The organism is Methylocapsa sp. S129 (assembly GCF_009765995.1).
Taxonomy (GTDB): Bacteria; Pseudomonadota; Alphaproteobacteria; order Rhizobiales; family Beijerinckiaceae; genus Roseiarcus.
Genome location: NZ_LMUI01000008.1, coordinates 1 through 13,894 on the forward strand (window position 1 = coordinate 1; position 13,894 = coordinate 13,894).

The 13,894-nt window shown below is 62.3% G+C and carries 15 protein-coding genes; 9 read left to right on the forward strand and 6 right to left on the reverse strand.

The genetic code is table 11. The features are described 5' to 3' along the window. Both GSQ90_RS00930 and hutC read left to right on the forward strand, forming a co-directional pair. The coding region (locus GSQ90_RS00930; RefSeq protein ID WP_158812606.1) for an amidohydrolase family protein at positions 1-648 on the forward strand (648 nt) is incomplete at its 5' end. Between the two features lie 25 nt (positions 649-673). After that, complete coding sequence (gene hutC / locus GSQ90_RS00935) at positions 674-1,441, forward strand: histidine utilization repressor (protein ID WP_371418318.1); 768 nt, start codon at positions 674-676, stop codon at positions 1,439-1,441. Here hutC and GSQ90_RS00940 read toward each other — a convergent pair. Continuing rightward, positions 1,422-1,643 carry a hypothetical protein gene (locus GSQ90_RS00940; protein WP_158812608.1) on the reverse strand — a complete coding sequence of 74 codons (222 nt, stop codon included), beginning with the start codon at positions 1,641-1,643 and terminating at the stop codon, positions 1,422-1,424. The genes hutC and GSQ90_RS00940 overlap by 20 nt on opposite strands. A gap of 279 nt (positions 1,644-1,922) precedes the next feature. Between GSQ90_RS00940 and GSQ90_RS00945 the strand changes: the two genes are divergently transcribed. Genes GSQ90_RS00945 through GSQ90_RS00955 form a run of 3 tightly spaced genes read left to right on the forward strand, consistent with a single transcriptional unit; the run spans position 1,923 to position 7,152 of the window. Then, complete coding sequence (locus GSQ90_RS00945) at positions 1,923-3,029, forward strand: efflux RND transporter periplasmic adaptor subunit (RefSeq protein ID WP_158812609.1); 1,107 nt, start codon at positions 1,923-1,925, stop codon at positions 3,027-3,029. A 14-nt stretch (positions 3,030-3,043) separates the two neighbouring features. Continuing rightward, a complete protein-coding gene (locus GSQ90_RS00950) occupies positions 3,044-4,102 on the forward strand; it encodes an efflux RND transporter periplasmic adaptor subunit (RefSeq protein WP_246731356.1) in 1,059 nt (352 codons plus the stop codon). Then, complete coding sequence (locus GSQ90_RS00955; RefSeq protein WP_158812611.1) at positions 4,099-7,152, forward strand: efflux RND transporter permease subunit; 3,054 nt, start codon at positions 4,099-4,101, stop codon at positions 7,150-7,152. Before GSQ90_RS00950 ends, GSQ90_RS00955 begins: the two co-directional genes overlap by 4 nt. Positions 7,153-7,155: 3 nt before the next feature. Here GSQ90_RS00955 and GSQ90_RS00960 read toward each other — a convergent pair whose 3' ends face one another. Both GSQ90_RS00960 and GSQ90_RS00965 read right to left on the reverse strand, forming a co-directional pair. Further along, on the reverse strand, positions 7,156-7,575 hold the full coding sequence (locus GSQ90_RS00960) for a SufE family protein (RefSeq protein WP_158812850.1): 420 nt from the start codon (positions 7,573-7,575) through the stop codon (positions 7,156-7,158). 75 nt (positions 7,576-7,650) lie between these two features. Next, entirely contained in the window at positions 7,651-7,998 is a 348-nt protein-coding gene (locus GSQ90_RS00965; RefSeq protein WP_158812612.1) for a hypothetical protein, read from the reverse strand. Between the two features lie 378 nt (positions 7,999-8,376). Here GSQ90_RS00965 and GSQ90_RS00970 point away from each other — a divergent pair, with 378 nt between their 5' ends. From GSQ90_RS00970 to GSQ90_RS00985, 4 genes are all read left to right on the forward strand, one after another. Further along, positions 8,377-9,882, forward strand: a complete 1,506-nt coding sequence (locus GSQ90_RS00970) for a PAS domain-containing sensor histidine kinase (RefSeq protein ID WP_158812613.1) — start codon at positions 8,377-8,379, stop codon at positions 9,880-9,882. Then, entirely contained in the window at positions 9,875-10,492 is a 618-nt protein-coding gene (locus GSQ90_RS00975) for a peptidoglycan-binding domain-containing protein (RefSeq protein WP_158812614.1), read from the forward strand. Before GSQ90_RS00970 ends, GSQ90_RS00975 begins: the two co-directional genes overlap by 8 nt. Positions 10,493-10,497: 5 nt before the next feature. Continuing rightward, positions 10,498-10,851: a DUF1491 family protein gene (locus tag GSQ90_RS00980; protein WP_158812852.1), complete on the forward strand. Its 354-nt coding sequence runs from the start codon at positions 10,498-10,500 to the stop codon at positions 10,849-10,851. Between the two features lie 121 nt (positions 10,852-10,972). Further along, on the forward strand, positions 10,973-11,389 hold the full coding sequence (locus GSQ90_RS00985) for a DUF2177 family protein (protein WP_371418320.1): 417 nt from the start codon (positions 10,973-10,975) through the stop codon (positions 11,387-11,389). 38 nt (positions 11,390-11,427) lie between these two features. Here the strand turns inward: GSQ90_RS00985 and GSQ90_RS00990 are convergent, their stop codons facing one another. The 3 genes from GSQ90_RS00990 to GSQ90_RS01000 are packed head-to-tail and all read right to left on the reverse strand — an operon-like array spanning position 11,428 to position 13,851. Further along, positions 11,428-12,000 (reverse strand): hypothetical protein, encoded by a 573-nt coding sequence (locus GSQ90_RS00990; RefSeq protein WP_158812616.1) that lies wholly within the window; start codon positions 11,998-12,000, stop codon positions 11,428-11,430. Further along, positions 11,993-13,024: a cyclopropane-fatty-acyl-phospholipid synthase family protein gene (locus tag GSQ90_RS00995; protein ID WP_158812617.1), complete on the reverse strand. Its 1,032-nt coding sequence runs from the start codon at positions 13,022-13,024 to the stop codon at positions 11,993-11,995. The genes GSQ90_RS00990 and GSQ90_RS00995 overlap by 8 nt, the downstream gene beginning before the upstream one ends. Then, positions 13,021-13,851 (reverse strand): DUF1295 domain-containing protein, encoded by an 831-nt coding sequence (locus tag GSQ90_RS01000; protein WP_158812618.1) that lies wholly within the window; start codon positions 13,849-13,851, stop codon positions 13,021-13,023. The genes GSQ90_RS00995 and GSQ90_RS01000 overlap by 4 nt, the downstream gene beginning before the upstream one ends. Positions 13,852-13,894 lie beyond the last annotated feature (43 nt).

A 13,894-nucleotide genomic window follows, 5' to 3' on the forward strand; every position in this document is an offset into this window, starting at 1 on the left:
GAAGTCGAGGATTGCCTCGCTTGGTCCGGCGCCCGGCCCGTTGAATGGCTGCTCGACAACGCCCCTGTCGATGCGCGCTGGTGTCTCATCCACGCCACCCATATGGATGAACGCGAGACCGAAAGATTGGCCAAGGCGGAAGGGATCGCCGGCCTCTGTCCCGTTACGGAAGCGAACCTTGGCGACGGAATATTCAACGCGACCGCCTTTGTCGGTCGTGGCGGTCGCTTCGCCATCGGTTCGGATTCGAATGTGCGGATTGGCGTCGCTGACGAATTGCGCCAACTCGAATATGCGCAGCGCCTTTTCCATCGCGCCCGCAACGTCATGGCGGTTGCGGGCGGCTCGACCGGAAGAGCGCTGTTCGACGGGGCGATTGGCGGCGGCGGCGCGGCGCTTCAGGCTGATCGCGGGGGACTCGCGCCAGGAGCCCCGGCCAATTTCATAACGCTAGACTCGACGCATCCAGGGTTTGCTGGTTGTGAAGGCGACGGGCTGCTCGATTCCTGGATATTCGGCGCCGCCGCGGGCGCCATCGATTGCGTTTGGGTACGTGGGCGCAAACTGGTCGAAGGCGGCAGGCATCGCGAGCGCGAACGGGTCGTCTCCAGGTTTCGCGCCGTCATGAATGAACTCAGCGCCGCGTGATCCCGGCTTGAAAGGCAGGAGAACCGTGACGAGCGTAGACAGCGCAGGGGCGTCGAACGGGTCGGCTACGTCTGCGAAAACGCCGCCGCCTTCGCTGCATCAGCGAATCCTGAACGACATCAGGGATTGTATTCTGTCAGGCAAGTGGCCTCCCGGGCGCCGCATTCCGTTCGAGCATGAATTGCAGGCCCATTACGGCTGTTCGCGAATGACGGTGAGCAAGGTGTTGACCGAACTCGCCAATGCGAAGTTGATCGAGCGGCGACGCAAGAGCGGCAGCTTTGTCCTGCGTCCGCCCAGTCAATCGGCAGTGCTCGAAATCCAGGATATGAAAGCGGAGGTTCTGGCTCTCGGCCTTCCCTATCGTCACGAGATTATCGCCCGCAATAAGCGTCGGAGCACGCGCGAGGATCGCGATCGCCTTGATCTGGCTTCGACAGGGCCAGTCCTCGCACTGGTGTGCCGTCACTTCGCAGGGTATCGCCCATTCTGTCTTGAAGAGAGGCTTATCAATCTGACCGCCGTTCCCGAGGCGATTGAGGAGAGTTTTGTGGAGGCCCCGCCGGGCGCCTGGCTGGTCAGCCGCGTGCCCTGGTCGGCGGCCGAGCATAAAATCAGGGCGATCGCGGCGGATGGAGCGACCGCGTCGGCGCTCGAAATCACGCCCGGAACCGCCTGCCTTACGATTGAACGACGCACATGGCGCGCCGAACGTTCCGTCACTTTCGTTCGGCTCACCTATCCCGGCTACGAGCATGAACTTGTCGCGCGTTTCACACCTTCGCGGAGCTGAACAAACTGTGCTGTGCCTTGGAGGCGGCGGCCTGATCAATCGTGTCGAGCGTCTGCGCGAAGTCGGCGGGGTTGACCGCGGCGCCCGTGACGGACTGGACTTTCGATTGGGCTGTTGTCTGCGTCGCCGAGGTGCTCGCGCTGGCCTCAGACGCGGCGAAACCGGCGAGAATCTTGCCGACGATGGGGACCGCAAAGAACATCGTTGCTTCCTTTGATTTAATCGTTGAGAGTTCAGCGAAAGGGGATATCTCGCACCGAAAGATACGACCGACATACGGCGGCGTTCCTTTTGGTCCGGCTTGCCAAGCCGTCACATCGCCGTCCGCGGCTAAGATACGATCGGTACCTTGCCTGAACCTGTTCCCCTTGGGCGATGATATTTCTCAGCGTTTCATCTTCATCTCTCGGGCGGAAATATTTTCCACGCCAATGACGCGCTGCGGGTAATATGTCCTGGCGAAGCTTGGAGTCGGTGGCGCATGCGATACCATTTTGTCTCCCCGCAGAGGCCGCTTGCGCAGGCGGTCATCGCCTGCGCCGCGCTATTCGTTCTGGCCGGCTGTCAGCCCTCGCAAACCGCCAATGTGAAAGTCGCCACGCCAGTCAGGACGGTTGTGCTCGCCTTGACGGACTATGAGCCGGACGTAAGCCTTACCGGCGAGATCAAGCCGCAGTTTCAAAGCGACGTTTCTTTTCGCGTCAGCGGGCGCATTCTGGAGCGCAATGTGGATGTCGGCGATCACGTCAGCGCCGGCCAGACGCTCGCAAAAATTGATCCGCAGGAACAGAATGCCGATGTCGCAGCGGCTCAGGCCGTGCTCGACTCGGCCAACGCGCAACTTCGCCAGGTGACGGCGACCTTCGAGCGCCAGAAGGAGCTCTTCGCGAAAGGTTTCACGACTCGTCGGGAATACGACCAGGCGGAGGCTGGCGCGCGCACAGCGCAGGGATCGGTAGATTCGGCGGCGGCGCAATTGGCGGCGGCGCAAGAAAGATTGGGCGACACCGAGCTTAAAGCTGGCGTCGCAGGCATCGTCACGGCGCGCAATGTCGAGGCCGGTCAGGTCATGCAGGCGGCGCAGGCGGCGTTCACGATCGCGCAGGATGGTCCGCGGGACGCCGTTTTTGACATTTATGAGTCCATCCTTGGCGGGGGCCGCGTCGTAAGCAAGGTCGAGGTAACGCTGCTTTCAGACCCGAAAACTGTGGCGTTCGGCGAAGTTCGCGAGATTGCGCCGACCGTCGATATGACCACCGGGACCATTCGGGTGAAGATCGGTCTCGATAATTCTCCGCCCGCGATGACGCTTGGAGCGCTCGTGCGGGGCGTCGCCCATATCCAGCCCCGCAAGGTCATTAGGCTGCCGTGGAGCGCCCTCTCTTCCCTGGACGATAAACCCGCCGTTTGGATCCTCGATCCGAAGACAGGGGCCGTTTCATTGCGGAATTTCAAAATCGATCGCTATCGAACCGGAGAGATCATTGTCGCCGAAGGGTTGACGCCCGGCGAGATTGTCGTGACGGACGGATCCCAATTGCTGCGTCCGGGCCAGACCATTTCTCCGTCTGAAAGAGGTGGCGCGTGAGGGGCGGTCGGAGATTGCCGCTTGCTGCGGCGCTCGTGTTTCTCGCCGGTTGCGGCGACAAAAACGCCGCCGCGCCGCCGCCGGTTCGCCCGGTGCTCTCCCTCGTCGTAGCGCCGACTTTGGGCAGGACCGTCAGTTTCGCCGGCTCGATCGAGCCGCGCTACAGCGCCGTTCTCGGCTTCAGAGTTCTTGGCCGCATGATCGCAAGAGACGCGAATGTCGGCGATGTCGTGTCCAAAGGCGCCCTATTGGCGGCTCTGGACCCCGCTTCGCTCGAATTTGCTGTCCGCTCTGCTCTGGCCGCGGTCGCCAACGCCCAGGCGCAACTTGCCAACGCCAGCGCGACGGAGGCGCGCCAGCGCACTCTTCTGGAACAGAACAATACCGCGCAGGCGCAGTTTGACACGGCCCGTCTGGGGAGGGAGACAGCCGAGGCGGCGGTCACTCAGGCGCAGGCGAGTCTGAATAAGGCTCAGGAACAGCTCGGCTACGCGCAATTGCAGGCTGACTTCGACGGCGTCATCACGGCTGTGGACGCCGAGGTCGGTCAGGTCGTTTCGCCCGGACAGAAAGTCATGACCCTCGCCAGACCGGACGTGCGCGAGGCCATTGTCGATGTGCCCGACGACCTTGCAACCAGCCTGGCCGACGGCGCCCGCTTCGAAGTGGCTTCGGAGCTTGATCCGTCGATCAAGACGACAGGCCGGGTCCGCGAGATCGCGCCACAGGCCGACGCGGCTACGCGTACAAGACGCCTGCGGATCGCGCTCGAAAATCCGCCACAGACTTTTCGCCTTGGCGCCATCGTGACGGCGACGCTTGAAAGCGGAGCGACGCCTCATATCGAATTGCCGGCTTCAGCGATCCTCGATGCGGACGGCAAGACCAGCGTCTGGATCGTCGACCCCGTCGCCAATACGGTTTCGCTTCACGCCCTCACGATCGCCGCAAGGAGCGGAGGGTCGGTGCAGGTGGCGGAGGGACTCGCGCAGGGAAGCCGGGTCGTCACAGCCGGCGTGCATAGTCTCACATCGGGCCAATTGGTGCGCGTTCTTGACGGAGACCCGCGGTGAATTCCTTCAACCTCTCCGATTGGGCGCTGCGTCACAAGTCTCTCGTCTGGTATTTCATGCTCGTGGCGTTGATCGCAGGCGTGATGTCCTATCGCGGATTGGGCCGAGAGGAAGATCCGGCTTTCACAATCAAAACCATGCTCATCCAGGCGCAATGGCCAGGCGCATCCGTCGAAGACACGGTCAACCAGATCACCGATCGCATCGAGAAAAAACTCGAGGAGCTGGATACGCTCGACTTTACCCGCAGCGTCACGACGCCCGGTCAGACGACGATCTTCGTCAATCTGAAAGACACGACCAAAGGTCCGCAGATTCCGGCTATCTGGGCGCAAATTCGCAATATGATCGCCGATATTCGCGGGCAGTTCCCCGACGGCGTCGTCGGCCCCTTTTTCAATGACCGTTTCGGCGACGTCTATGGAAACGTCTATGCCTTCACTTCGGACGGACTGAGCCAACGGCAATTGCGCGACTATGTCGAGGGGGTTCGCGCCAAGATTCTGACCGTGCCGAACGCCGGTCGCGTCGATCTCATCGGCGCTCAGGATGAGGTCATCTTCCTTGAGTTCTCGACACGGCAAATCGCGGCGCTGGGCCTCGATCAACAGGCGGTCCTGGCGACGCTGCGGGCGCAGAACGCCATTTCGCCTTCGGGCGTTATTCAGGCCGGGCCCGAACGCATCAGCGTGCGGGTCAGCGGCCAGTTCACGTCGGAAGACAGTCTTCGCAATATCAATCTGCGCGTCAACGACCGCTTCTTCCGTCTCAGCGATGTCGCGACCATCTCGCGCGGCTATGTCGACCCGCCGTCGAGCCTGTTCCGGTTCAACGGCCAGCCAGCGATTGGGCTCGCCATCGGTATGAAGCCGAATTCCAATCTGCTGAATTTCGGCGACGCCCTTGACAAGCAGATGACCAGAATTACCGCTGATCTGCCGATCGGCGTCGGCGTTCATCTCGTTTCGGATCAGCCGGCCGTCGTTGAAGAGGCCGTCGGCGGGTTCACCAAGGCGCTTTTCGAGGCCGTCGCCATCGTTCTTCTCGTCAGCTTCGTCAGCCTGGGATTGCGCGCGGGTCTTGTGGTGGCGCTCTCGATCCCGCTTGTGCTCGCCATCACCTTTCTGGTCATGAACTATCTCGGCATTTCGCTCCAGCGCGTCTCGCTCGGCGCCCTGATCATTGCGCTTGGGCTGCTCGTCGACGATGCGATGATCACGGTGGAGATGATGGTCGCCAGGCTGGAGGCAGGCGACACGCGCATCAAAGCGGCGACCTTCGCCTATACCTCGACGGCGTTTCCGATGCTGACCGGAACGCTGGTCACTATCGCCGGCTTCATTCCCATCGGGCTCAACAGCAGCAACGCCGGCGAATACACGTTCACGCTGTTTGTGGTCATCGCGGCGGCGCTGATCATCTCCTGGATTGTGGCGGTGCTTTTCACGCCGCTTCTGGGCGTGAATCTCATGCCCGCTTCCATGGCCACGCATGACGAAAAGCCTGGCTGGTTCAATCGACTCTTTGCGCAGGCGCTGGAAGCGGCGATGAGCTGGCGCTGGGCGACCATCGGCCTTACGCTGGCGATCTTCGCGGCCTCCCTTTATGGGCTCGGCTTTGTCCAGCAGCAGTTCTTTCCCTCGTCCGATCGCCCCGAACTCGTTGTCGACTTCACCCTGCCCGAGAACAGTTCGATCGCCGAGACCAGAGCGCAAATGGATCGGTTCGAAGCGACCTTTGGAGGGGATCCCGATATCGACCGCTGGTCGTCCTATGTCGGACAAGGCGCGGTGCGTTTTTACCTGCCGCTCGATGTGCAGCCCGCCAATCCCTATTTCGGCGAGATGATTATCGTCACCAAGAGCTACGCGGTGCGAGACAGAATCGCGGCGAAACTCAGTGCGCTGGCGAAAAAGGAATTTATCGGCACGGACGTCACCGTGCAGCCGCTCAACCTTGGGCCGCCCGTCGGCCGGCCGATTCAATATCGCGTAAGCGGTCCGGAATTGGCGGGGGTCAGGGAACTCGCGATGAAGCTGGCAAGCATCGTCGGCGGCAATGGGCATGTCGGCGATGTCGTCTATGATTGGAACGAGCCCGCCAGAGTCGTGAAGGTCGATGTCCTTCAGGATCGGGCGCGTCAGCTCGGCGTCAGCTCGCAGGACATAGCCTCCGCCTTGAACAGCACGGTGGGAGGGGCGACGGTCACGCAAGTGCGCGACAGCATCTATCTGGTCGACGTCATTGGCCGGGCGCGTGAGGACGAGCGCGGCTCGATCGAAACCCTGCAGAATTTGCAATTGCCCGGACGCAACGGAACCGCGCTGCCTCTGGCGGCGGTGGCGACGTTTCACTATGAACTCGAGCAGCCTGTCGTGTGGCGTCGGGCGCGCCTTCCCACGATCACCGTCAAGGCCGGCCTTATCGATTCGACGCAGCCGGCGACCGTGGTGAAGCAGCTTGAGGCATCGGTAAAGGACTTCGCAGACGCCCTGCCCGTGAATTATTCGGTGGCGACTGGCGGCGCCGTCGAAGAAAGCGGCAAGGGACAGGGCCCGATCGTTCTCGTGGTCCCGCTGATGCTGTTCACGATGGCGACGCTGCTGATGATTCAGCTTCAGAGCTTCCAGAGGTTGTTTCTTGTCGTCGCGGTCGCGCCTCTGGGTCTTATCGGGGTCGTCGCGGCCCTGTTGCCGAGCGGCGCGCCCCTCGGCTTTGTGGCGATCCTCGGGGTTCTCGCATTGATTGGCATTCTGATCCGCAATTCGGTCATCCTGATCATCCAGATCGAGACCATACGAAGCGAGGGGGTCGAGCCCTGGCGCGCCGTTCGGGAGGCGACCGAGCATCGGATGCGGCCAATCCTGTTGACGGCGGCCGCGGCGAGCCTCGCTCTCATCCCGATCTCGCAGGAAGTGTTCTGGGGACCGATGGCCTATGCGATGATGGGCGGGATCATTGTGGGAACGGTCCTGACCCTGTTGTTCCTGCCGGCCCTCTATGTCGCCTGGTTCAGGATCAAAGAACCCGCCGCGCCTGAACCGGTGTAAGGCTCAGACCACCGCCGCCGCGTCGGCGCGGATGCGCTGGATCATCGCCCGCACCCCATTGGACCGTTGCGGCGTGAGGTGCTGCTCAAGGCCCAATTCGCGGAACAGCGCCTGAGCGTCGGAAGACAGGATTTCACGAGGGGTGCGGTCCGAATAGAGCGCAAGCGCAATGGCGATAAGGCCGCGCACCAGATGGGAATCGCTGTCGCCCCGATAATGGAGCACCCTCTCGCCGCCCGCGCGCGCTTCGTCGTCAAGCTCCAGCCACACCTGGCTGACGCAACCGCGAACCTTGTTCGCATCGTTATGAGCGGCCTCGCTCAGGGGCTCGAGCGCACGGCCGAGTTCGAGGATATAGCGATAGCGGTCTTCCCAGTCGTCGAGGAAAGCAAAGTCGCTGCGGATCGTGTCAATGCTTGTCAGTGAGGGCGTCCTTCGGCTCGCGTCGCCCTCTTATATCGGGCGTCGCTCCATTGGCGCCAGAGCGCTTCTCAGGAATCAGGCGCCGGATTTTGTCTGTCTGCCGCGCCATGGCGTCGCCAGATCAGCGGCGCTGAGCGAATTGGCTGACGGCCGGGCGCCTTTAACGGCTCCGGCGCTGCGCGTCCGGATTTGTGCACTGGAGGAACGTTCGCCGCCAGCCGAAAGGACTGCTCCGGCGCCGGCGCTCACGATCGCACGGCACGAAACGGGGTCCTGGGCGCATTTGGTTTTGACGATTGCGGCCGCGCTCGCAACGACAGCGCCCTGAGCCTCGTCGGCGACGCGAGCGACCTGGCCGCCATCGAGCGGCATGTGGGCATAGACGATGCTGAGCCAGAAAGCCGAGCGGACGAGAAACATCATAGCGGAGCCTCACATCACCAAACCGCCGCACGCCAGCGTCGATGACGCCTGAACAATAGGCATAGGCGGCCAAAGACCGCGTCGACATTTCGAGTCGAATTCGCCCGAGGGACTTAACCTTTGGTCAAGGCGGCAGGCCGCGCCATGGCAACGCTTTGTCAACCATGTCGGCAAGCATAGCGCCCGAAAGCTGGGGACCGCCGCACAGTCCGGCTTCGGCCCGCCGATTCTTAGGGTTGATTTAAGGCGGGACTGGGATCGTTGCGCCCTGATCGTGGAATCGACCCGGGATCTGGGAGCGCGGCCTTGGTGTCATCTTTCCATGCCATCCGGCGGCAAATCGTAGGTCTGCTCTATAGGGATACGGCGAATTCGCAAATGGATGTCGCAAAGCGCGAGTTGATCTTCGGCCTCCCCTTTCCATGGCTGCTCGCCAGTCTTTTCGCGACGGCCGGCCTTCTTGGTCTTGTCGGCGCGGAATATGCAGCCCTCATGACGACTGGCGGCGGATTATCCGGTCCTCTGGCGGTGGGGCTCGCGGCGTGGATCGCCATCTGCGGCGTCGCGCTGGCGGTCGGCGCACGGAAAATTCGCGCGATGGGGCGCCGCACAGACCTGGCCGGCGCGACGCCTTACGACGCCATCGCCGCGGCGACCGGCGATCTGATCCTACGCCTTGATTCGTCGGGCGGAGCGCTGTCGATCAGCCTCGGCGCGCGGGATGTGTTTGGCCGCGATGTCGGGGAATTGACGGGGCGCGGCTTTTTTGACCGCGTTCATGTCGGCGATCGCCCCTCTCTCCTGCAGGCGATTGGCGCGGCCTTGCAGCGCGAGGGCGCGATTGGCGTCACATTGAGGTTGCGCACGGGATCGCGGGCTGACCCGGGACAAGAGTTCGACGAGCCTGTCTTCTCTAACGCGGAAATGCGCATTCACCGCTTGGGCGACGCTCTGGCGAACGCCAACGACCGTAGCGGAGCCGCGGTCGTCTGTGTGGTCAGGAGCGTCGCGAAAAATAATGGCGAGAAACACGCAGCCGCTAGCGCGGAAGCGGAAAGCGACAGTTCATGGAAAGATCGTCTGCTCGCCAACGTCAGTCACGAGTTGCGCACGCCGCTCAACGCGATCATCGGATTTTCGGAAATATTGGGCAGCGCCGAACTCGCGCCCCGCGACGCCGCAAAACAGCTTGAATATGCCGGCATCATCCATGCCTCCGCCGAACATCTTCTCTCCGTGGTCAATCTGATTCTCGATATGTCGAAGATAGAAGCGAGGCGCTTCTCGATCATGCCCGAACCATTCGACGTGGGGCCCTTGATTGCCTCCTGCTGCGATATGCTGCGCTTGAAAGCGGATGAAGGCGGCGTCGAGTTGGTTCAGGCGCCGCTTGATATTCCAAGAGAACTCATCGCCGACAAGCGCGCCTGCCGGCAAATCCTGATCAATCTGCTGTCAAACGCGGTGAAGTTCACCAAGCCCAATGGACGCGTGACGATCGGCGCTCGCGTCGAGGGCGATTCGCTGGTGATTTACGTCGACGACACCGGCATCGGGATTGCGCCCGGCCATTTTTCCAAGCTCGGGAATCCCTTTTTCCAGGTGCGATCGTCTTATGACCGGATGTTTGAAGGCACGGGCCTCGGCCTTTCCCTTGTGCGGGGCTTGGTTGGGTTGCATGGGGGGTCGCTATTGCTCGAAAGCGTGGTTGAGGAAGGCACGCGCGTTGCGGTTCGATTGCCCCTCGATTGCCGCGGCAAGGCGCCAACCGATTCGGCGCCCGCGCCTATCGAGATTTTGCCGAGCCTGACCCGATCCTCGCCCGACCCTCTTGCGTCCTATCCTGCATCGCATCACGCAACGAAAGAGAAAAGAATTGCCTGAAGCGCTCGCCCGCTCCCAGAACGATTCCGTTCTGTCTCGCCCTGCGCGATCCGCGCGGCGCAAAGACAGGGAAGGCTTGGTATGGGTCGCTATCCGCCCGCTTCTGTCGCGGCCGTCGCGCACCATCGCGGGCGCGACTCTGGCGGCCATCCTCACCGGCATCGTGGTCAATGCGCTGGTCATGCAGAAAGAACGGCATTCGGCGCCTTTTTTCGCCGCTCCCAAACCTGAGCCGATCGCGGTTGAGCCGCCAGCCAGGCCCGCGCCGGCGATGGCCGAAAGCGCGCCTGTTATTGCGCAGCCGCCCGCCCGTCCTGCCGATCTCGGCGCCGCGACCGATTCTATCCCGGTTCCTCCCGCGCGATCCGGCGATCCCATTCGCGACCTCTTGCGCGGCGACGCGGCCAAGGATGGGACGCATCTGACGATCGCCGCTCAAAATGCGTTGATCAAACTCGGGTTTGCCATCAAGGCGGACGGCGTCGAAGGCGCATCGACGGAACAGGCGATCCAGCAGTTCGAGCGCACGCATGGCCTGGCTTCGTCTAGCGAAATCACCGCCAAGCTCGTCAAGCAGCTCAGCGCGGCGGCGAACGCCGCCGCCCATTGAGCGCCATGCGGCTTCGCGCCGATATCTGGGTCTCGGCCTATCTCAGGCGATGCGCGGTCGAAGGCGCCGTCGCAACATTGCGTCGGCGCGGCGCGGCGGAAGCGGGCGCCATATTCGTCAAGATCGATCGGCTCGACGGTCGCGCGGCGCTGTTTGCTCCGGCGCCTCAATCGGAGCTTGCCGAGCATGGCGTGGAGCGCCTGTGGTCGCGCGCGCATAAAGACGATTGGATTGAGCCCGCGGATGTCGAAAAACGGCTGGCGCGTGAAATTGGTTTCGATTCCGATCTCTGGATCGTCGAGGTCGAGGATCGTCACGGGCGCCATTGGCTCGACCTGGCTGAGGAATCGCCGATTTAGCCGTCGCGCGGCGCGATCTTTCGCTTGTCGTTTCTCTTGCTTCATCCCCACGGCGACAACGATCGTATGGGAATCGTCGAGCCAGTGAACGGCGGGATGGAATCAACCGATGAGCGTGAATCTGAAAGCAAACCTGATCGGCTATGTCGCCGCTGCGCTCGTCATGCTCGGCCTTGATGCGGTCTGGCTTACCCTGACGGCAAATAGTCTCTATCGGCCGCGTATCGGAGACATGATGCTCGATGGCTTCAGACTGACCCCGGCGATCGCGTTTTACGCCCTGTACCTCTGCGGCATCGTCGTCTTTGCGATCCGCCCGGCCTTTGCGAGCGGCCGATGGACCACGGCTCTGGTCTCTGGCGCTCTGTTCGGCTTATTCGCTTACGGGACTTATGACCTGACCAATCAGGCGACATTGAAAATATGGTCGACGACGATCACCGTCGCGGACATGGCGTGGGGCGCGTTCCTCACAGCCGTCTCGGCGGCGGCGGGTTATTTGGCCGCTTCGCGCTTGACGAAATTCAAAGCGCCCTGAAACAGGAAAGCCACCGCGCGTCGACCGCGCCGATTCCCCTATCGCCGACCATTGACGATCTTTGCGTAAGCATTGGAATATTGAAGCGCGACGAGACCGGTAAGAGCGGCCACGCTCCACGCATTCAAAGAAAGGAAGCGCGCATATTCCTCCTCGGAGAAAATATGCAAAGGGACGCCCAGCTTGTTCTGGACAAACGCAAAGGCGGCAATCGCTAAGCCGATAATCCCGAGCATGATCTTTCGCTCCTGCGCCCTCAGCGCCATGCCAGCGATCATCGCGCAGGGGACAAGGAACAGCGCCACGCCTGAGGCAAAGCCAAAGGCCTTTGCGCTCAGGATCGTATTGGCGATGCCGACAATCGGCAGCATCGCGCGCCCGGCGCGCGATGAACGACGCGCGACCCAGGGAATCGCCAGAAAGAAAGGCGTCGACAGGAATGTCAGGAACGACGTCCGACCGTCATCGCCGACGGCCCACCAGACATAAAGCGGATAGAAAGGCTGATTGCCGACGACGCATAACGCAATGAAATTGCTCGCCGTGGTCAACGGATCGTCTGAATGGGAATAGGCGGCGATCGCGGCACACAGCCGCTTGATTTCACGCATCGGGCGTCGGCCTGAGCCTATAATGGCTGACGCCCCATTCGGCGCCTCCGCTATCGCCAAAAAGACCTGCGGTCGCGAGAAAGAACAACCGCCAGCGGCGGCGCCAGAGCCATGCCTGCGCGCCATAGACATCGCTCAGGATGACGTCGATTTCATCCCGGCGCGCGTCGAAATTGGCGAGCCAATCAAGCGCCGTTCTCTCGTAATTGACGCCGCTCCACCGCCATTCCTGCTCCACTGCGAACAGATCCGGGAATTGCCGGATCAGCTCTTGGCTTGGCATAACGCCGCCGGTGAAGAAATGCTGAGCGATCCAGTCCGATTTATCCGCGTGATCGAAGCGATAGGAGCCGGTCCGGTGCGTGAAAATATGAATGAAGAGCGCGCCTTCCGGAGCGAGCCATGAGCGGATGCGCGCCAGCAGCGCGCGCCAGTTCGACATATGCTCGAACATTTCCACCGACACGATCCGGTCGAACCGATCTTGCGTTGCAAAAGCATTCATATCGGCGGTGACGATTGTGAGATTGCGCAGGCCGCGGCGGACCGCTTCTCCTTCAATGAAAGCGCGCTGCGTCGCCGAATTCGAAACGGCCGTAATGCGCGCGGCGGGGTAGCGCCCCGCCATAAACAAAGAGAGCGAGCCCCAGCCGCAGCCAAGCTCAAGAATCCGCTGGCCGTCGCGCAGGTCGGCGCGCCGCACCGTCGCCTCCAGGGCGCTGACCTCAGCCTCGCCGAGGCTCTTCGCGCCGTCCTCATAGAAACAGCATGAATATTTCCGGTTGGGTCCGAGTGCACGCGCAAAAAACGCCGCGGGGAGCTCATAATGCTGCGCATTGGCGGCTTGCGGGTGCTCGGCGATCAGCCGCGACGCCATCTCCAGAGCGAAGGTCTCGTCGGCGGCCGGGGCGGCGGCGAGCCGGCGGCGCGATTGTGCGACGAGCCAACCGACGCCCGCCCGCGTCACGGCGTCAGGCAACGGCGCGCGTTCGGCGGCGCCGATCGCAGAGGCGATCAAATTCATGGTCTAAGCCCTCGACTTGCTGGGGCGTTCTTACGCGCCGGACCCGGGAAAAAGGCGTTGACGCGGCTTTGATAGGCTCTGAAAGCCTCGCCGCGCGAGCGCGCCATATGCGCCTCAAGCGGGGGAACGCCGGATACGTGAACGAGTAGCCAATACATGAAAATAGGCCCGACGAGTGCGATCAGGCCAATGGCGTTGGCCGGGGGTAGGCCGACAGCGATGATGGGGTAGGCGACCCAACCGAGCCATTCGAAGAAATAATTGGGATGGCGGCAGACGCCCCAAAGTCCGACATCGCAAACCCGGCCTCTGCTGCTCGGCTCCGCCGCGAAGCGTCGGAGCTGGCGGTCGGCGACCGCTTCTCCCGCGATGGCGATGGCGAGAATCGCGACGCCCAGAAAATCGCCGGGATTGGGAAACCGAGAGGGGTTTTGCGCGGCCGCGCAGATCGACAACGTCAGGAGAAAGGCCGAAGCCGCCTGAATCTGCAGGAACCAGAACAAACGTCTGGGAAAATCCTCGCCCCATTCGTTGGCCAGGGCCTTGTAGCGCGGGTCCTCGCCGCCTCGCAGTGTGCGGCCCATAATGTGAAGACCCAGCCGCAGCGACCAAAGGAGCGCCAGGGCGGCGACAAGGCTCTGGCGGGTCGTCGGCCAATCGGACGCATGGATTGGCGCCAACGCAAGTCCTGCGCCGACCACGCCGACGGCAAACGACCAGATCGTATCGACCCATCCAGACTGGCCAGTGCGTCTTTGCGCGAGCCAGGCCCCCGCCATGAAAAGCGCGAGCGCGAGCGCCGCGGCAAACAAGACCAGAACAATCATCGCATTCTCTCGTTGCCCGTTCCTCAAGCCGGGATCGTCGCGC

What these genes read in the sequence shown, in the direction of transcription:
- GSQ90_RS00940 (WP_158812608.1), bottom strand. Translation starts at nt 1,643, where the DNA reads ATGTTCTTTGCGGTCCCCATCGTCGGCAAGATTCTCGCCGGTTTCGCC.
- GSQ90_RS00945 (WP_158812609.1), top strand. Translation starts at nt 1,923, where the DNA reads ATGCGATACCATTTTGTCTCCCCGCAGAGGCCGCTTGCGCAGGCGGTC.
- GSQ90_RS00965 (WP_158812612.1), bottom strand. Translation starts at nt 7,998, where the DNA reads ATGATGTTTCTCGTCCGCTCGGCTTTCTGGCTCAGCATCGTCTATGCC.
- GSQ90_RS00970 (WP_158812613.1), top strand. Translation starts at nt 8,377, where the DNA reads ATGGATGTCGCAAAGCGCGAGTTGATCTTCGGCCTCCCCTTTCCATGG.
- GSQ90_RS00980 (WP_158812852.1), top strand. Translation starts at nt 10,498, where the DNA reads ATGCGGCTTCGCGCCGATATCTGGGTCTCGGCCTATCTCAGGCGATGC.
- GSQ90_RS00990 (WP_158812616.1), bottom strand. Translation starts at nt 12,000, where the DNA reads ATGCGTGAAATCAAGCGGCTGTGTGCCGCGATCGCCGCCTATTCCCAT.
- GSQ90_RS00995 (WP_158812617.1), bottom strand. Translation starts at nt 13,024, where the DNA reads ATGAATTTGATCGCCTCTGCGATCGGCGCCGCCGAACGCGCGCCGTTG.
- GSQ90_RS01000 (WP_158812618.1), bottom strand. Translation starts at nt 13,851, where the DNA reads ATGATTGTTCTGGTCTTGTTTGCCGCGGCGCTCGCGCTCGCGCTTTTC.